This is a genomic window from Lawsonella sp. (assembly GCF_011525565.1).
GTDB lineage: Bacteria > Actinomycetota > Actinomycetes > Mycobacteriales > Mycobacteriaceae > Lawsonella > Lawsonella clevelandensis_A.
In genome coordinates this window covers 413,454-432,322 of the sequence record NZ_WVRS01000001.1, presented here as the reverse complement: position 1 = coordinate 432,322, position 18,869 = coordinate 413,454, and the positions used below count along the sequence as shown (strand labels likewise).

General features: G+C 52.9%; 15 protein-coding genes and 2 tRNA genes. 12 read left to right on the top strand and 5 right to left on the bottom strand.

Annotated elements, in window-relative coordinates; translation table 11 throughout:
* Window positions 1-20 precede the first annotated feature (20 nt).
* Window positions 21-1,547, bottom strand: coding sequence for a bifunctional UDP-N-acetylglucosamine diphosphorylase/glucosamine-1-phosphate N-acetyltransferase GlmU (gene glmU, locus QZV76_RS01990; protein ID WP_290595551.1), 1,527 nt, complete (start codon window positions 1,545-1,547; stop codon window positions 21-23).
* Between the two features lie 164 nt (window positions 1,548-1,711).
* Between glmU and cysK the strand changes: the two genes are divergently transcribed.
* Entirely contained in the window at window positions 1,712-2,644 is a 933-nt protein-coding gene (gene cysK / locus QZV76_RS01985; RefSeq protein ID WP_290595550.1) for a cysteine synthase A, read from the top strand.
* Between the two features lie 96 nt (window positions 2,645-2,740).
* Window positions 2,741-3,325, top strand: a complete 585-nt coding sequence (epsC, locus tag QZV76_RS01980) for a serine O-acetyltransferase EpsC (RefSeq protein ID WP_290595549.1) — start codon at window positions 2,741-2,743, stop codon at window positions 3,323-3,325.
* 109 nt (window positions 3,326-3,434) lie between these two features.
* On the opposite strand, the gene QZV76_RS01975 is transcribed toward epsC, so the two are convergent.
* A tRNA-Gln gene (locus QZV76_RS01975) sits at window positions 3,435-3,506 on the bottom strand.
* Window positions 3,507-3,613: 107 nt separating this feature from the next.
* Complete coding sequence (gene rfbA, locus QZV76_RS01970) at window positions 3,614-4,483, bottom strand: glucose-1-phosphate thymidylyltransferase RfbA (RefSeq protein WP_290595548.1); 870 nt, start codon at window positions 4,481-4,483, stop codon at window positions 3,614-3,616.
* A 127-nt stretch (window positions 4,484-4,610) separates the two neighbouring features.
* On the opposite strand from rfbA, the gene mfd reads away from it, so the two are divergent.
* The 9 genes from mfd (at window position 4,611) to QZV76_RS01925 (ending at window position 15,200) form a co-directional block, all read left to right on the top strand.
* Entirely contained in the window at window positions 4,611-8,330 is a 3,720-nt protein-coding gene (gene mfd / locus QZV76_RS01965; RefSeq protein WP_290595675.1) for a transcription-repair coupling factor, read from the top strand.
* The gene (locus QZV76_RS01960; protein WP_290595547.1) at window positions 8,323-9,228 is read left to right on the top strand and encodes a MazG nucleotide pyrophosphohydrolase domain-containing protein; all 906 of its coding nucleotides are present in this window, start codon (window positions 8,323-8,325) and stop codon (window positions 9,226-9,228) included. Before mfd ends, QZV76_RS01960 begins: the two co-directional genes overlap by 8 nt.
* Before the next feature lie 134 nt (window positions 9,229-9,362).
* On the top strand, window positions 9,363-10,121 hold the full coding sequence (locus QZV76_RS01955; protein WP_290595546.1) for a lytic murein transglycosylase: 759 nt from the start codon (window positions 9,363-9,365) through the stop codon (window positions 10,119-10,121).
* A gap of 206 nt (window positions 10,122-10,327) precedes the next feature.
* Window positions 10,328-11,605 (top strand): phosphopyruvate hydratase, encoded by a 1,278-nt coding sequence (gene eno / locus QZV76_RS01950; protein WP_290595545.1) that lies wholly within the window; start codon window positions 10,328-10,330, stop codon window positions 11,603-11,605.
* 224 nt (window positions 11,606-11,829) lie between these two features.
* Window positions 11,830-12,357 (top strand): septum formation initiator family protein, encoded by a 528-nt coding sequence (locus QZV76_RS01945; protein ID WP_290595544.1) that lies wholly within the window; start codon window positions 11,830-11,832, stop codon window positions 12,355-12,357.
* A 47-nt stretch (window positions 12,358-12,404) separates the two neighbouring features.
* Window positions 12,405-12,965 carry a DUF501 domain-containing protein gene (locus tag QZV76_RS01940; RefSeq protein WP_290595543.1) on the top strand — a complete coding sequence of 187 codons (561 nt, stop codon included), beginning with the start codon at window positions 12,405-12,407 and terminating at the stop codon, window positions 12,963-12,965.
* A gap of 33 nt (window positions 12,966-12,998) precedes the next feature.
* Window positions 12,999-14,000 carry a Ppx/GppA phosphatase family protein gene (locus QZV76_RS01935; RefSeq protein ID WP_290595542.1) on the top strand — a complete coding sequence of 334 codons (1,002 nt, stop codon included), beginning with the start codon at window positions 12,999-13,001 and terminating at the stop codon, window positions 13,998-14,000.
* Window positions 14,001-14,023: 23 nt separating this feature from the next.
* A tRNA-Leu gene (locus QZV76_RS01930) sits at window positions 14,024-14,097 on the top strand.
* Between the two features lie 254 nt (window positions 14,098-14,351).
* Window positions 14,352-15,200, top strand: coding sequence for a Bax inhibitor-1/YccA family protein (locus QZV76_RS01925; protein WP_290595541.1), 849 nt, complete (start codon window positions 14,352-14,354; stop codon window positions 15,198-15,200).
* A gap of 103 nt (window positions 15,201-15,303) precedes the next feature.
* On the opposite strand, the gene QZV76_RS01920 is transcribed toward QZV76_RS01925, so the two are convergent.
* Window positions 15,304-17,154, bottom strand: a complete 1,851-nt coding sequence (locus QZV76_RS01920) for an acyltransferase family protein (protein ID WP_290595540.1) — start codon at window positions 17,152-17,154, stop codon at window positions 15,304-15,306.
* A gap of 115 nt (window positions 17,155-17,269) precedes the next feature.
* Entirely contained in the window at window positions 17,270-17,767 is a 498-nt protein-coding gene (gene greA, locus QZV76_RS01915) for a transcription elongation factor GreA (RefSeq protein WP_290595539.1), read from the bottom strand.
* Window positions 17,768-17,932: 165 nt separating this feature from the next.
* Between greA and mca the strand changes: the two genes are divergently transcribed.
* Window positions 17,933-18,841 (top strand): mycothiol conjugate amidase Mca, encoded by a 909-nt coding sequence (mca, locus tag QZV76_RS01910; protein ID WP_290595538.1) that lies wholly within the window; start codon window positions 17,933-17,935, stop codon window positions 18,839-18,841.
* Window positions 18,842-18,869 lie beyond the last annotated feature (28 nt).

Sequence of the window (18,869 nt, the reverse complement as noted above, 5' to 3'; positions counted from 1 at the left end):
GGGGGAAAGCGTGAAAGATATTACTTTTTTGCGGTATCCTGGTCGGCCTTCGTGTCATTGCCAACGGCACTAGTATTTTTTTGAGTGTCTTTCTGAGCATCTTCCTGTGCTTTTGCTGCAGCTTCCGCGGCGGCAGTACCCGGACGATGGTGAAGCACCCAATCGTTGACAATCCGCTGCGGGGCATCGCTATAAGTAAGGGCACCCGCCGGGACATCGTGGCGAATAACAGTTCCCGCCCCGGAATATACGCCGTCCCCCACAGTAACTGGGGCAACGTACATGGTGTCGGACCCCATGCGTACGTGAGAACCAATTGTGGTGTGGTGCTTGTTGACTCCGTCATAGTTGACGAACACGCTAGACGCCCCAATGTTGGAGTAGTCGCCAACGGTTGCGTCACCCACGTAGGTAAGATGCGGAACTTTCGTGCCTTCGCCAATAGTGGCGTTCTTCATCTCGGTGAATGTTCCCATCTTGGAGTCAGTTCCCAAGTGTGTACCTGGGCGTAGATACGCCCAGGGACCTACTGTGGCACCGTCACCAATAACAGAATCGGATCCATGAGCGCGCACAACACTAGCGTTACAGCCAATTGTCACATTGGTAAGGGAACAATCGGGGCCAAGTGTGGATCCTTCACCCACCGTGGTGTGGCCATGCAGCTGGCAGCCGGGCAGGATAGTAACGTCGTGTGCCAGTTCCACATCCACATCAATCCATGTAGTAGCAGGATCAATAATGGTGACGCCCTCCAGCATCCAATGAACAAGGATACGGCGATTCATTTCGGCGGAAACGTCCGCCAACTGTACGCGGTTGTTCACACCGGCAACGGTGAAGGCATCATCAAGATGGTGCGCTCGCACGGGACGATCTGCTTGCCGGGCAATAGACACAACGTCAGTGAGGTAAAGTTCGCCTTGCTCATTATTGGTATCGAGAAGCTCAAGCGAGCGGTGCAGTTGGGCAGCATCGAACGCATAAACACCCGAGTTCACCTCGGTAATAGCTTTTTCGTCCTCGTTAGCGTCTGCTTCTTCAACGATGGACAGTACTTCACCACTCGCATTGCGGACGATACGTCCGTAGCCAGTGGGGTTGGGCACGGTGGCGGTGAGGACTGTTACGGCCGGACGCGGATGCTGGTCGTGGACGTTTACCAAATCATGCAGAGTGGCAGAATCCAGCAGGGGAACGTCTGACGTAGTCACAAGAATTGTGCCGGTGAAGTCCTCCGGGAGCACCGAAAGACCACACATGACGGCATGACCCGTACCGTTTTGTTCCTCTTGGACGGCGGTAAGGACAGGACATCCAAGGTCCCCGACACTGTGGCGCACTGCCTGCTGCACGCGCTCACGCTGGTGACCCGTCACTACCACAATGTTGTCAGGCGATACCCCGGCGGCAGCATGAAGAGCATGTTCTAGCATTGTGCGCCCACATAAACTATGGAGCATTTTCGGGGTGGAGGACTTCATTCGCGTCCCTAATCCGGCCGCGAGAATGATGACGGTAATAGGCGATGCAGCAGTTTTAGACATAAATCCCTCTGCGCTCGAGAAGCTGATTAATTCCATCTTACGTGCTTTGCGTCATAGTGAACGAAACTCGGCATCCTCGCATACTAGTGAGCACTATGGAAATATCAGAACCGACGGTTCGTCCGTTGGACCATTAACAAGTTCTAAGAAAAGGGGACTTCCTCATGGCTATTTACAATGACGTCACTGAGACTATCGGTAACACTCCACTCGTCCGACTGAACCGACTTACAAAAAATACGGGAGCTACTGTTCTCGCAAAACTTGAGTACTTCAACCCCGCTAATTCCGTAAAAGATCGCATTGGCCGCGCCATTATTGATGCAGCCGAGAAATCCGGAGATCTAAAGCCCGGCGGAACTATTGTTGAGGGAACATCCGGCAATACCGGTATTGCACTAGCAATGGTGGGTGCTGCCCGCGGCTACCACGTTATTTTGACAATGCCGGAAACAATGTCGAAAGAACGACAGGTTATGCTGAAGGCCTTCGGTGCGGAGATTGAACTTACGCCAGGATCCGCAGGCATGCAGGGGGCAGTGGATCGTGCAAAGGAAATTGTTGAGTCCACCCCTAACTCCATTCTCGCCAGCCAGTTCGCCAACCCCGCCAACCCCGATATCCACCGTAAAACCACCGCGCAGGAGATTCTCCGCGATACTGATGGCAAGGTGGATATTTTTGTAGCAGGTGTGGGCACCGGCGGCACCCTTACCGGAGTAGGGCAGGCCCTTAAGGAAGCTAACCCGGATGTACAGGTAGTACTAGTAGAGCCCGCAACCTCACCACTCCTTTCCGAAGGACACGCCGGACCGCACAAGATCCAGGGCCTGGGAGCCAATTTCGTTCCCGACGTTTTGGATCGCGATATATATGACGAAGTTATTGACGTCACTGACGATGATGCTGTCGCAACCGCTCGTAAGGCCGGACGGGAGGAAGGCATCCTTGGTGGTATCTCTGCTGGTGCTGCGCTTTATGCTGCACTACAGCTTGCGGCTCGTCCCGAGAACAAGGGGAAGAATATCGTCGTTATTATTCCCGATTTTGGTGAGCGCTACGTATCCACCATTCTCTTCGACGATATTCGAAATTAACGAGATATCTTTTTCTCGCTACATCTAAAACGATAGGATCAGAGAAGTTCCGCCCCTATTGCGCGGAACTTCTCTGACTGTATGTGAGGAACCCCAGTGAATATTCTCGCCCTTATTCGTGAAGACCTACAGAATGCGCGTACGCATGACCCCGCTTCACGAGGCGACTTAGAAAATGCACTGGTGTACTCCGGTTTGCACGCTATCTGGGCCTACCGCGTTTTTCACGCTATGTGGCAGATCCCCGTACTACGCCCCCTCGCCCGTGTGGGGTCCCAAATAACTCGCTCTATTACCGGCATTGAAATTCACCCTGGGGCCACTATTGGCCGGCGTTTCTTCATTGACCACGGTATGGGTGTTGTTATTGGCGAAACAACCGAAATAGGTGACGACGTCATGCTGTACCACGGGGTGACACTCGGTGGACGCTCACTGGACAAAAGGAAACGCCATCCCACTATTGGTAACCGTGTACAGGTAGGCTGCGGTGCCAAGGTGCTAGGGCCCGTCGTTATTGGTGACGATTGCGCTATCGGTGCCAATGCTGTTGTGGTGCACGATGCACCCCCGGACTCAATTCTTATTGGGATCCCAGCTGAGGTGCTGCATCGACAAGCCAACCAGACTGAGCTTTTAGTGGACCCGGCCGAATATATCGATCCCGCTATCTACATCTAGATATCTATATCTAGACTGTACGGATCCTACAGTTGACTATGTAATACGTTTGTGCCCCGCCTGTACTCAGACAGGCAGGGCACCGTTATTATTTTCTGTTATTGTTATGCTCTCCCGCCAGGACTCGAACCTAGAACGGCTGGACCAAAACCAGCTGTGTTGCCTATTACACCACGGGAGATTGTGGAAAAATCGCGGCACTAACCTGTGAGACAGTGCTATCTGTGGGACAGTACTACCTGTAGGACAGTGTGCGACGAGCCTCAAAGATCAGCCTTCGAAGCTTCCTTAGTGTACCCCATCGACCAGGGCTAGCAAGTAATCGCCATAGCCAGAGGAGGTTTGTGCAGACGCCAGCGCCCGCAATTGCGCATCGTCAATACGCCCCAACCGCCAGGCAACTTCCTCCGGAGCCCCAATTTTTTGCCCCTGCCGTTGCTCTACCGCACGCACATAGTCGCCAGCACTCATCAGATCATCCACAGTGCCGGTATCCATCCAACAGGTACCGCGCGGCAGTACCTCCACATGCAGCTTCCCAGCCTCCAAATAGTGGCGATTGACATCCGTAATCTCATACTCGCCGCGTGCAGACTTCTGTAGGTGTCGAGCTACCTCAATAACGGAATTGTCATAAAAATACAGGCCAGGAATAGCAAAAGATGAACGTGGGTGAGCAGGCTTTTCCTCAATAGATAGCGCCCTGCCCGTAGCATCGAAATCAACCACACCATACGCCTGCGGCTCCCGCACCTGATAGGCGAAAACAGCACCACCATCAACCTGCGCAAACCGGCGCAGCTGAGTTCCCAAACGGGGGCCATAAAAAATGTTATCGCCCAAGATAAGCGCCACATGGTCGTCGCCAATGAAATCCGCACCCAATACGAACGCCTGGGCAAGCCCCTCCGGCTTCTCCTGCGAAAGATACTGCAAACGCAGACCCAGGTGGCTACCGTCACTCAGCAAACGCTCAAACTGGGGGCGATCCACTGGGGTCGTAATGATAAGAATATCCTCAATACCCGCCAACATTAGGGTAGAAAGAGGATAGTAGATCATCGGCTTGTCATAAACCGGGAGTAATTGTTTACTGACAGCCATCGTCATAGGGAACAGGCGCGACCCCGTACCGCCCGCCAAAATGATGCCACGCATGTTTCTAGTTTACGCTAGAAGCGTGACCAACTCTTCTGTTCCCGCCGTCCACGATGCACCTCACGACACCCCACTAGGGCGTGTACCCCTCGAATTAGCACTCCACAATCCTGCCCTCCAAGAAGTACTGAACGATGCCTCCCGCGCGGAACGCAACCTCACCATCAATAGTATTGATGCCGCCCGACCCCTCATTCTTGCAGGTCTCGCAACAACCACACCCCTCCTTGTAGTGACGGCAACAGGTCACGAAGGCGAAGAACTCACCGCCGAACTCGCTACCTACCTAGGCGATGGCGTCGCCTACTTCCCAAGCTGGGAAACCCTTCCACACGAACGACTCTCACCCTCCATTGACACCGTAGGGCGACGGCTGGAAGTCCTCCACCGGCTACAACTTGCCGACCACCCCAACAAAAACTGCCCCATCACCCCATTGCGTGTTGTTGTGGCGGCAGCTCGCTCCCTCATCCAACCCCTGCAAGGTTCCCTCGCTCACACAGAACCCTTCATTCTGCACGTTGACCAAGAAATCGATTTCGCAGAGCTTCCCACAATTCTGACCGGCCTCTCCTACGAACGCGTCGACCTAGTCGCACGGCGCGGGGATTTCGCTGTCCGCGGCGGCATTGTCGATATCTTCCCGGCCACCGCCGAACACCCCGTGCGCATCGAATTCTGGGGCGACGAAATCTCTGACATCCGCACCTTCGCCGTTGCAGACCAGCGCACTATCCCCGACGCTGACCTCACCTGGGTTGCCATGTACCCATGCTCGGAGCTTCTTATGACAGAAGACATGGAGCATCGCGCCGCGAAACTCTCCCAGGACCTCGCTGGCTACACAGCCATCGCTGACATGCTCGACAAACTCTCCCACGGCATACCAGTAACCGGCCGCGAAGCCTTCATTCCCGCACTCGTCCCAGATGACCTCCAGCTCCTCCCCAGCTTCCTGCCCGCAGGAGCCATTACCGTCGTCTGTGACCAAGAAAAAATTCGTACCCGCACCGCCGACCTCACTCGCACCTGCGCAGAATTCCTCGATGCGTCCTGGGAAAACGCCGCTGACGGCGGAGAAGCCCCCATTGACCTTCTCAATCTCGGACAAGGCGCCTACCGCACACTGCGAGAAGTCCACGAGGACACTCTGGATAACGACGGACGCTGGTGGGTCCTCAACCCGCCCGGCATGCTCAACGTGGACGCACCGCAAGGCTCCCCCCTCCACGAACTATCCTGGACTGCCGCACCCGCACCACGCGGTGACCTCACTGCCATCAATGACCTTGTTGAGGGACTACACCATCGGCTCCACACAACAGATGGAACAGAAAAACCCGTCTTTCTCATTGGTCCCGCCTCCACCTATCGGCGTCTTCACCAGCAGCTACGTGAACGAGACATTGTTCTCCACCAACTCGCGCCGGGCTACCAGCCTGCCGTAGGGAAAGTGAATTTCCTGGCAGGTAACTGTCGTAATGGGGTGGAGCTTCCAGAACTCCTCATTCTTTCGGAACCTGATCTCACCGGTTCCCGCGTCGGCACGGTCAGCAGTAGACGTTCCCGCGTGGCGAAACGTCGTAACGCTGTTGACCCGCTGGCACTCAAAGCCGGCGACCTGGTGGTACACGATCAACATGGCATTGGTCGTTTTGTGGAAATGACGGAACGCACCATTAAAACAGGGGAGGGGACCAGCCGCCGCGAGTACCTCGTTATCGAATATGCCCCCTCAAAACGTGGACAGGGCGGCGACCGTCTCTATGTTCCCATGGAGCAACTCGACCAGCTCAGCCGCTATGTGGGTGGGGAACAACCAGCACTGAGCAAAATGGGTGGCTCGGATTGGAAAAATACGAAGCGCAAAGCCCGTAAAGCCGTCCGAGAAATCGCTGGTGAACTAGTGCAACTCTATGCAGCCCGGCAGGCTGCCCCCGGACATGCATTCGCCCCCGATACACCTTGGCAGCAAGAGATGGAAGACGCCTTCCCCTATGTGGAGACGGAAGACCAGCTGCATGCCATTGACGATGTAAAAAATGACATGGAAAAACCCACCCCCATGGACCGTGTGGTGGTGGGGGATGTTGGCTACGGAAAAACTGAAGTAGCTATGCGGGCGGCCTTCAAAGCCGTACAGGATGGTACCCAGGTTGTAGTGCTGGTACCCACCACACTTTTGGCGCAACAACATTTAGAGACCTTTAGTGAACGCATGGCCGGTTTTCCCGTGACGGTGAAGGGGTTGTCCCGCTTTACTTCTCCAGCGGAATCACAGGAAATTCTGGAGGGTTTACGAGACGGTACTGTGGACATTGTTATCGGTACGCACCGCCTTCTACAACCAGGCGTGCAGTGGAAAAATCTGGGACTTGTCATTGTTGACGAGGAGCAGCGTTTTGGGGTGGAGCACAAGGAACATATCAAAGCCCTACGTACCCACGTGGATGTTCTCACCCTCTCCGCCACCCCTATCCCGCGCACTCTAGAAATGAGTTTGGCGGGCATTCGCGAGATGTCGACGATTCTTACCCCTCCCGAGGACCGTCAACCTATTCTCACCTATGTGGGCGCCTACGATCCTAAACAGGTGGCGGCTGCTATCCGCCGTGAACTCTTGCGTGACGGGCAAGTTTTCTTCGTTCACAATAAAGTATCCGATATTGATGCTGTTGCAACACAATTAGGAGAGTTAGTTCCAGAAGCACGCATTGCCGTTGCGCACGGACAAATGTCGGAGCAATTACTGGAGCAGACAGTAGACGGATTCTGGAACCATGAATGGGATGTGTTGGTGTGCACCACCATTGTGGAAACAGGACTCGATATTTCTAACGCCAATACGCTCATTGTGGACCATGCCGACCGCCTCGGTCTCTCACAGATGCACCAGCTGCGTGGCCGTGTGGGGCGTTCACGCGAACGTGGCTACGCCTACTTCCTCTACCCGGCCGGAAAACCACTTACCACGGTGGCCTATGACCGCTTGAAAACAATTGCACATAATAATGATCTAGGCGCCGGCATGGCCGTTGCTATGAAAGATCTGGAACTACGCGGCGCCGGAAATGTATTGGGGGCGGAACAATCTGGGCATATTGCCGGGGTGGGATTCGACCTCTACGTGCGGCTTGTTGGTGAAGCCGTGGATGCTTTCCGTGCCGCCGCAGATGGCAAGGCAGTAGAACAACCCGTATCCCGTGAGGTGCGGGTAGAACTGCCAGTCGATGCCCATATTCCTGCCAGCTACATTGAGGGAGAACGACTCCGTTTAGAGGCTTACCGAAAGATTGCACAAGCTGGTGACCGTGCTCATCTGGCCGCAGTAACAGCCGAATTAGAAGACCGTTATGGGGCAATACCGGACGTTACACAGCGGCTCTTCTCGGTTGCGTTGCTTCGTCAACTAGCACAACAACACGGCATTACAGACATTGGGCTCACCGGATCAACCCTACGTATTTCGCCACTGGCGTTACTGGATTCTCAACAAGTACGGTTGCGACGTCTCTATCCGCAGGCCCGCTACCGCGCTACAGTACAGCAGGTTGCCGTGCCGCTACCTCGTGTAGGAGGGAAAAACCTGGCGGGGGAGAGGATCCGCGATGATGATCTTCTCCAGTGGGTTGCGGACCTTATTACCGGAGTGAAAGGAATTCCTCGTATTTCTCTTGAACCGCCGCGGCCAGAAGAGTCTTCTGACAATACTGACGGAAGCTCCGAGCACACCTCTTCTACAGAAAAATCTGTAGAGGACAATGCAGAAGAGTCGGTACCATCGGTAGATACCGCGTCGTCACGTTCTACATCCAGGTCTCGCCGAAGGAAGCGTTCCCATGGCTAATGTCATTACCGTCTGGCAGCTCGATGAAAGATTCCCAGGGTTACTGACAGCAGATATGGTACCTGCCGTACAAGCTGGCGAGGCATGTCTTGTTTCTGCTGAAATCGCCGAGTATTACCCCACACTTACCGCCTGGGGAGAACTCCGGCGTACAGATTCAGAGTGGACCCCCAGCGAGGCGCCGCACCTTCCCGAAAACACTCGCTATATTTTTACCAGTTTGGGGAAAGCAGACTGGGACGCCGCATATCCACAGTGCGATTCTGAGGCAGCGGAATGGGATTGGCGGAAGGCGGAATTACCGGCAGGTATGAGTATGGTAGAAGCGGCTCACGTAATGACGCATGTGCGCAGCCACGGTCCCTGGGAAAGCGAGCAGACACACCAGAGCTTAGTGCCCTATTTGTTGGAAGAAACCTATGAATTAGTGGACGCCATTCGCGATTCTGATTCTGGCACAGCAGACATTGTTTCCGAATTAGGCGACGTGTTTTTAGAAGTACTCTTCCACTCTGCAGTGGGGGAGAGTGCTACTGGAGATGCCCATTTCACCTATGACGATGTGGCGAACTCTCTGCTGGATAAGCTGAAAAGGAGAATGCCGTACGCTTTTAACGGGGGCCAGTTTCCGGCAACAGCAGCAGAACAGGACGCTCTCTGGCAAGCATCGAAAAAGCGTGAAAATCGTTCTCCGTTTGTGGGCATTGTGCGGTCACAGCCGGCTCTTTCGCTTGCTTCACAAGTTGTTAAGCGGGCGCGCCGGGCAGGGGTTAGTGAAACGGATATTCCTTTGTTACTTCGCAAAATTACCGATGTTGATAAGGATGGTCGAGGTTCTGCGGAGGAAAAAGTGAGGAAGGTTTCTCTGGAGTTTTTGCAGCGATTGCGCGGTAAGTAGATGCGGCTCATGACATTAGTTACCCTAGGAAAGAGTCTGCATGGCTAGTGCAGTCAGTACAGCCAGTGCATGATGGGTGTGCGCAAATTGATGCTTATTCTACAAATTAGTGTGAAAGTTTTTACGTGAAAGTTGTGCGTCGGCTCTTCGTAGTCTTGCTTGTTCTTGTTTTCGCAGCAGGGTTGGGTGTAGCTGCTTGGGTGTACCAGGACTGGGACAGTACGAAGTACTTGGACACAAAAGTACCGGGGGAGAGTGCGCCTGCTCCGTATGTTGCGATTAATGAAGCTGGACAAACATCTGACCAGTTAGAAGAGTGGTCGCATGAATGGGCTCCTCGACTTGGGTTTTCTGCACGTGCTTTGCGAGCCTACGGCAATGCTGAACAAACGTTGAAACAGACTATGCCAGAATGTCATCTGCAGTGGACAACGTTGGCAGGGTTGGCCTTTATTGAAAGCCAGCATGGTACGTATGGCGGCGCACAGGTGCGTGCTGATGGCACAACGTCGCACAAAATTCGGGGGGTGCAGTTGGATGGGAAGCATGATACGCAACGCATTCGCGACACAGATAAAGGTGTCTTAGATGGGAATAGCCAGTATGACGTGGCGATGGGTCCCTTCCAGTTCATTCCGGAAACATGGCGTCATTTTGGGGTAGATGCTAACGGTGACGGCGTGGCTAACCCCGACAATATTGATGATGCTGCTGTTACCGCGGGGCGTTATTTATGTCATAACGATCGTGATCTGGCTGTTCCCGAGCAGTGGCAGCAGGCAATTCTTAGTTACAACTGCTCTATGAAGTATGTTCGTGCAGTGTATAGGGCCGCTTCTGCTTATGGGCAAGGGCGGGGTTTACGATGGAATTATCTGATGCGCAAGCTCTAGTGAACAGCCCGTTTGAGATATTGAATGAGATAGATCACAGAATGTTGTAGTTTTTCTCTCATTACTTGTTTTCCGGGTAGCGTAATAATTGTTCATTCGTGAGAGAATGGATACTGATACCCGCACGTGTAGAAGAATTTTCGTAGAAAAATTTTCACAGAAGTCCAGCGGGTTGATCAAGACATAACAAAAGGAGGGCCTCCGTAATGGCGGCTATTGTTGAAGTAATTGCTCGCGAGATTCTCGACTCCCGTGGTAACCCCACTGTTGAAGCTGAAGTTGTTCTTGAAGACGGTGCTTTCGGTCGCGCCGGTGTTCCTTCCGGTGCCTCCACTGGTGAGCACGAAGCTGTAGAGCTCCGTGACGGTGGTGACCGTTACAACGGCGCTGGTGTCCAGAAGGCCTGCGACGCTGTGAACTCTGAGCTGGCTCCGGCCGTCCTCTCCCTGGATGCTGCTGACCAGCGTGCTATCGACGCTGCCATGATTGAGGTTGATGGCACTCCTAACAAGGGTCGCGTTGGCGCCAACGCCATCCTCGGTGTGTCCCTGGCCGCTGCCAAGGCTGCTGCCCAGTCCGCCGATCTGGAACTTTTCCAGTACATTGGTGGCCCCACCGCTAACCTCCTCCCCGTCCCAATGATGAACATCCTCAACGGTGGCGCACACGCCGACACCGGTGTTGACGTTCAGGAATTCATGATTGCCCCGATCGGTGCCTCCACCTTCAAAGAATCCCTCCAGTGGGGTGCTGAGGTGTACCACTCCTTGAAGTCCACCATTAAGGCTAAGGGCCTTTCCACCGGCCTCGGCGACGAGGGCGGCTTCGCCCCTGACTGCGCTTCCACCAAGGACGCTCTTGACCTCATCGTTGCCGCCATCGAGAAGGCTGGCTTCAAAGCTGGTAAGGACATTGCCCTTGCTATGGACGTTGCTTCCTCCGAATTCTGCGAGGATGACGGCTACCACTTCGAGCGTGGCGTCCACACCGCTGCCGAGATGACCAAGGTTTACGAAGACCTCATCGCTAACTACCCGATCGTCTCCATCGAGGATCCGCTGGATGAGAACGACTGGGATAACTGGGCAGAGCTCACCGCTGAACTCGGCGACAAGGTCCAGTTCGTCGGCGACGACCTCTTCGTCACCAATCCAGCTCGCCTCGCCCAGGGCATTGAGAAGAACGTTGCTAACGCACTCCTCGTGAAGGTCAACCAGATTGGTTCCCTCACCGAGACCATCGACGCTGTACAGATGGCTCACTGCGCCAAGTACGCTTGCATGATGTCCCACCGTTCCGGTGAGACCGAGGACACCACCATTGCTGATCTCGCTGTTGCTCTGTCCTGTGGACAGATCAAGACTGGTGCTCCTGCTCGTTCCGAGCGCGTTGCCAAGTACAACCAGCTCCTCCGTATCGAAGAGCGCCTCGGTGCCTCCGCCAAGTACGCTGGCGCTGCCGCCTTCCCCCGTTTCAACGCCTAATTATCGTGTAACGGACTGTTCTGCCACTAGCTAATGCAGAACAGAAGGAACGCATAATCTTACGCGGGCATCACCTATTCCTGGGTGGTGCCCGCGTACTATGTAGATAGGACAATGTTCATACGAAGGAGTACCGGCTATTGACCCCGGCTACTGGCTCTATCGACAGTACCGGCTAATGGCCAACTGAATAGCTAGCCTACGGACTGGTGAAGGGAGGACCGATGGCGCACACATCCTATAAAGAGTCCTATAAAGAGTCAGAGTCTGCCACCCGCCATTGGCGTACCCGATCGTCCACTGAACCAGATAACCGCCACAGCAGTTTCCTGCAACAGTGGCAGGAGTCGCGGATGGGACCAGCCCGCATTCTTCTTGTTGGCATTGTGATAGTAGTGCTGGCAGTTTCTCTGGTTACTCCGGTACGAACATATTTCCAGCAGCGTACGGAAAAAGCGTCGTTGCAGGCAGAGAATGCACAACTGGAAAAAGAAATAAAACGTAAAGAAGATCAACTAGCTGTACAGAATGACCCGAAAACTATTGAAGAGCAGGCACGTCAACGGCTTCTTTTAGTACCGCGTGGAGAGACTGGTTTCCGCGTTATTCTTCCTGGAAAGAAAGAGAAAGATAACGCACAACAACGTGTTGAGGATGTTTCTCCCCTTAGCCTCAATGGTACGGGTCCGTGGTATCACGATCTGTGGCGAAGCATCTCTGTACCCGAGCCTGTTGACAAAAACTCGCAGTAGAACATTCAGTAAAACAATTAGTAGAACTTTTATAGTAAGGCGTATTAGTGAGCACTCATTCCCAACTGCCAAGCGAAGCAGATTTGCACCGTGTAGCTGAACAATTGGGTCGCACTCCGCGAGGCGTTGTTGCTATTTCTTATCGCACGCCCGATGGGGAACCCGCTGTAGTGATGACTGTACCTCGTCTCCCAGACGGTACCCCGTTTCCCACTCTCTACTATTTGACGGAACCACGTCTAGTGGCACAGGCTTCCCGCATGGAAGCGTCCCATCTTATGAAGGACATGACTGAGCGCCTCCATACTGATCCTCAGCTGCAGGCTAATTATCAGGCGGCGCACCAGCACTACTTGGATAAGCGAAATAGTATGGAGGATTTGGGGACAAATTTTTCCGGTGGGGGTATGCCGGATCGTGTGAAATGCATACATGTGCTTATGGCCTATGCTCTCTCTGAGGGGCCGGGGGTAGTCCTTCTTGGCGATGAAGCGGTAGCGCGAGCTGCCGATGAGGGTGGACTGCGTGGTACAGCTATTCCCAAAGATTGGCCCACTCTTGCAGATTTGGGGATTACAGATGCGCTTACAGATATGGGTGTGAATTAGGTTAGGCATTTCACCTGGTAGGAAGGACTTCTTATGACTTCTGTTGCGGCCGTTGATTGTGGCACGAACGCTATTCGCCTACTGCTTGTTGAGCAGGACAAGGATGGGTGTGTTCATGAGGTCGCTCGGCGCATGGAAATTGTGCGGTTGGGGGAGGGCGTCGATAAAAATGGTGTTTTCGATGCAGACGCTATTGAACGGACTCGTCAAGCACTTTCCAAGTACGTCGATATTATGCTTACGCACAATGTTGAATGCGTTCGCATGGTGGCAACCTCTGCCAGCCGTGATGCTGATAATAGGGACGATTTCTTCGCTATGACACAGCGGGAACTCAGCCGTGTTATTCCTGGTAGCCAGGCAGAAGTTATCTCTGGGGAAGAAGAAGCACAGCTTTCCTTCGGAGGTGCCGTTGCAGATCTCCATAGCAGTAGTGGTCCTTTCCTCGTTGTCGATTTAGGAGGCGGTTCAACAGAGCTCGCACTAGGAGGGAGTGAGACTGAGCAGGGTACCTCTTCCCAGAATATTTCTTCTGGTCTTCCGCATGTCGATGACGCGATCTCACTCAACATTGGATGTGTGAGACTGACGGAACGTTATCTGCATTCACAGCCACCCACGGAGGAAGAAATTACGGCGGCACGTCAATGCGTGCGGGAACAACTAGACATAGCTTTTAACCGTCTTGCGGTTGATACTGTGCACACGTGGGTTGGTTTAGCAGGTACTTTTACGACTATTGCGGCTCTGGCTTTACACTTAGATAAGTATGATGCAGCAAGGATTCATCATTCTTGTCTTTCTCTTGCACAATTGCAGCGCATTACCGATGACCTCATTCGGATGACGCCGGAACAACGCATGGATTTTGGCCCCATGCATCCAGGCCGTGCGGATGTTATCGGTGGAGGTGCTATTGTAGTGCAGGAGCTTGCATCACAACTGAATTCAGTATGTGGTGTTACTGAGGTTGTCGTTAGCGAACGCGACATTCTCGATGGTTTGGTGTACGGTCTACTTCATCGTCGTGCGTAAAACCGTACATACAACTGAGTATTGCCCCCATAGCCCAATCGGCAGAGGCACCCGGCTTAAAACCGGCACAGTGTGGGTTCGAATCCCACTGGGGGCACTTTTACCCGCGGTGACGTGGCTTCTCTTCCCTTGATACGTCATTGGATACGTCATTTTTAATACACCAGGGAGTACAGAAGCACGTGTAACAGTGCCGTTTTCTCTTTAGTAGTCCTTCGTAGAGAACTATAGAAGTGACCATTTACTTCACTGTTGTGTAGTGGGGAGGAACTATATAAGACGATTAAGCGTTATATAGGATAGATAAATCGGGCTCATTGCAGCGCGCAATTGCCGGAAAGGATCCACACGATGGCCCTACGCAGTAATAACCCTGTGTTGGAAGCAGTAAAGCGGGGAGAACAGAATACTGCAGCAAATAATCAGCAGGCGTATTATCCTCCGCAGTATGGACAGGCACCGTTTCAACAACAGTATTCGGTTCCCGGCCAGATGCCGACAACATACGAGCGTGCCATCACCATTGATGATGTTGTCACCAAAACCGGAATTACACTAGGCGTTCTTGTCGTTACCTCCATCATCAGTTTTGTCATATCCTTACAGAGCCAAATGGCGAGTGCAGCGCTCACCTTTATCGGCATCGTCGCCTCTTTTATTTTGGTGCTTATCTCTACCCTCGGTAGAAAAATGCAGTCCGCACCCGTCACCATCCTGTATGCTATTTTTGAAGGCATGTGGTTAGGCGCCTTCTCACAGATAGTCGCCGGGTATAAAGTGGGCGGTCAGCCCGCTATGGGTATTATTTTCGGAGCCATAGCCGGAACAATTGGCGTCTTTATTGGGATGCTAGTGGTGTACCGTATTGGGGCTGTCCGAGTTACCCCTAAGTTCACCCGTATTCTCACGGGAACTATGTTCGGTATCCTCGCTGTGATTATTGTTAATCAGCTTATTAGCCTTATTCTGAAAACCCCCGATTACTTTGGTCTTTACCATGGCCCTGTCGCCATAATCTTCTCGCTTATTTGTATTGCTCTGGCAGCGTCTTCTTTCCTCAGTGATTTTGATTCAGCTGATCAAGCAGTGCGCTCCGGTATGCCAGCCAGCTACGCCTGGGGTATTGCACTAGGACTTACCGTCACTCTTGTCTGGCTCTACACCGAGATTCTGCGTTTTCTCTCTTACTTCCGAGACTAATCTCATTCCGGCTCGGTAGTTTATTACTCTCGTACCCTTCAGCGCTCTGTCTAGGGGTGCTCTGTCTAGCAGCGCTCTGTCTAGAGGGCAAGCCTTTCGCCTTTTATAGACGGGACTTGTAATGTGCCCAGCGTTCTAGTGCATTGCGGACTTCCCGAGCGTAGAGTTTCCCGCCTGCTTCACCGGGGTGTATGCCATCCTCCTGCACAATTGTTGGATTAGCTGCTACAGCCTCATACCAGCGCGCCAGATAAGTATTCTTGTGAGCCCGAACAGCAGCATAGATTTGCTGTCGAGATTCTTCCATCCACGGGCGATCACCATAAGGACTTACCAAAATAACAATGTGGTCAGGGCCAATTTCATCAATAATCTGGTCAATCTCTCCGGGGGTTGCAAGACCATTAGTACCTAGTCCCAGTACAACGAAATGACCCAAAGTATTGTTTCGTTTCATCTGGGCAATATAGCCTGGAGCCCACGGCCATGCGCGGGAAATATCGGCGTTAACGTAGATGCCGGGGAAAGCGTGCTGGAGCCCATGGAGACTGGCCAGCATAACGGAATCTCCCAGTGCCGTAATCTCGTCCCCGCGGGGGAAAGAACGATGCTGTAAATGCTGACGTTGCTGTACTGGCCGCGGCTTCGACTGCGTACCTTGGACACGCATAGCTTCCAGATTCTGCTGAATCCGCGTCTTATGCGGTGCGGTAGCACCAGACGTTACCGCCATAACAAGAACGGCAAGAATGATGGCTGTATCAGTGAGCCGTCGAGAGAATAACGCTTTGGCATCCCGAGGATGTGCCAGCGGAGAGAAAAGAGTACGGAATGTTTCTCCTACTCCCTTACGGCGGAACGGAGTCTCAATGTACCGGTACCAGAGTGCAGACAGTGGCACAGTAATGGCTAGTGCAATAAACCCAGCGATGAGGGAATGCTTTTGCCCATGCATTCGGAAAGGTTCCGAGATCATGACAATAAGCGGCCAGTGCCAAAGGTAAAGGCTGAAAGAGCGTTCACCTAGCCAGCGCAGAACACGGCTTTTAAAGATCCAGTTCGCGGGGCCAATTTCTTGCACAATAGCGTAGAGGACAACACCACTAAGAAGGGATGCTAGAACAATTCCGCCGCGGTATGTCCAAATTCCGGTATCGGGGAGAACGACAAAAAGTACACAAAGGCCTAGTAGAGCAATAACAGAATTAAAACTTATGAGGCGGGGGAATCTGGCAAAGGTTTGATACTTCGGCCATGAATCGGCAAGTTGTGAAGCATTTTGGGACGACATCCAGAAAGCCATAAAGGCGCCCAAAAGCAGGCCGAATGCGTGAGTATCCGTACCGTAGTAGACGCGTGTGGGATCAAGACCAGGATGGACTAATACTCCCATAAGAACAGCAGAAACAATCCCCAGGAAGCCCGTTACTACCAAACAGTGTTTACGTCGCAGGCCTAGCGCACACAGTGCGACAAAAAGAAGCGGCCAAATGACATAGAACTGTTCTTCTACCGCCAACGACCAGTAGTGGGAGAATACCTGCGGAGCACTATCCGCGAAGTAACTGTGAGACTGCGCAATTTGTACCCAGTTATTAGAGAACGTGAGGATACTCAGCATTTGCCAGCCTAGCCCGACACGTGAATCACCTTTGGTGAACAGTGTAAGGGCAGCTACCACAGCCATGACGGTAAATGCGGCAGGGAGAATGCGGCGGACACGTCTCACCCAAAAATATTTCAGTGAGACTCGGCCAGTGCTGGCTTGCTCACGGATAAGTAGTGACGTGATCAGGAAACCAGAAAGGACGAAGAAAACATCTACGCCGAGGAAACCACCATGGAATACTGGTTTGAAAAAATGGTACAAGACCACAGCTATTACTGCGAGACCGCGGAGTCCATCAATTCCAGGGACGCGGCGCAGCCGGGCTGACTGTGGTCGTTTTGTCATGCTGTCAATAGTAACGCGAAAGCGAGGAAAGCCGACATACGGCCTCCTCGCTTTCGCGTATCATCGAGTATTCTTCAGACTCTTTCAGTCATTCTGTGGTGTACAGAATTCTCAGTTAATCCTCGTGGTAAGGCTCAGCTGAGACTAAAGTGACCTCGCAGGTTTTTCCATTGGGCAGATCGTATGTACGAGTGTCGCCGGCCTTGGCACCCAAGAGGGCTTTACCAAGAGGAGAGTCTGGGGAATAGGTTTCCAGATTCGGATCTCGGCCGCCTTCTTCGCGCGTAGCGAGCAGGAAAGTCTCATCGTCATCCTCATCGCCGTCGTAGTACACCGTGACAACCATACCGAGACTAGCAACGCCAGACTCAGTGGGGGCTTCGCCAATAGTGACATTAGCGAGGAGTTCTTGGAGCTGACGAATACGCGCCTCTTCCTGACCTTGTTGTTCGCGTGCGGCATGGTAGCCACCGTTTTCCTTGAGGTCGCCTTCCTCGCGCCGTTCATTGATTTCGGCAGCAAGAATGGGGCGGTTTTCGATTAGACCCTTGAGCTCACTTTGCAAGCGATCGTAGGCTTTTTGCGTAAGCCAGGTCTCTTGGGGTTCCGTCATAGTCGGTCCTCCATCTCCAATAAATAAACAAGCACGGCCTGTGTGAGGCCGCGCATTAGCCTGATTCTACCATGCGATCAGCAGTTTTTCTTTGGAGTAGGCAAAATGAGCACATTATTGCAATAACGCTTATGGTGAAATTGTTAGCTCTAAAGGAGAGGAAAGATGGCTAAATATCGGCTTCTTGCTGTGCACGCACACCCTGACGATGAAGCATCTAAAGGGGCGGCTACACTAGCTCGTTATGCCGATGAGGGGCATACGGTAATGGTGGCAACGTTAACGGGTGGGGAGCGTGGTGACGTCCTGAACCCCACTATTACCGATCCCGCCATTAGAGAACATCTGCACGACGTACGTATCCAAGAAATGGCAGCATCCGCCTCTATTCTTGGTGTTCACCATCGGTGGCTAGGATTCGTTGACTCTGGGCTACCAGAGGGCGATCCACTCCTTAATCTGCCCGAAGGATCATTCGCTTCCCTCGACCCCTACACGGCTGCCGAACCATTGGTGCGGCTTATTCGCGAGTTCCGCCCGCACGTCATTATTACGTATGACGAAAATGGTGGATACCCGCATCCTGACCATATTCAGGCACATCGAGTATCCATGATTGCGTGGCATGAAGCCGGTAATCCGGCAGCATTCCCAGATTCTGGACGCCCGTGGCAAGCATTCAAAATATATTTTGATCGCAACCTCACGCGTGAACGGTTTAAAGCCTTTGATAAGGAATATCAACGTCGTCACCTTGCTAGCCCCTACGGTGAATTATTAGATAAGTGGGGCAAGGATAAAGGACGAGGTTTTGAACGCGCTACTACCTGCGTGGAATGTGGAGACTATTTTGCGCAGCGGGAAAAAGCACTACAGGCGCATGCTACACAGATTGATCCAACGAGTGTTTTCTTCTTTGCACCCCTTGATATTCAACGGGTTGCCTGGCCGTGGGAACATTTTGAACTAGCAAGTACACGCGTTCCTGTTTCACTGCCAGAAAAAGGACTTTTTACACAACTTCCCGAGAATACAGAAATAGACGCATCGACAATTCGCCCAGAATTACTGTAAAGGACATATTGTGTTGCACTAGCCTGAA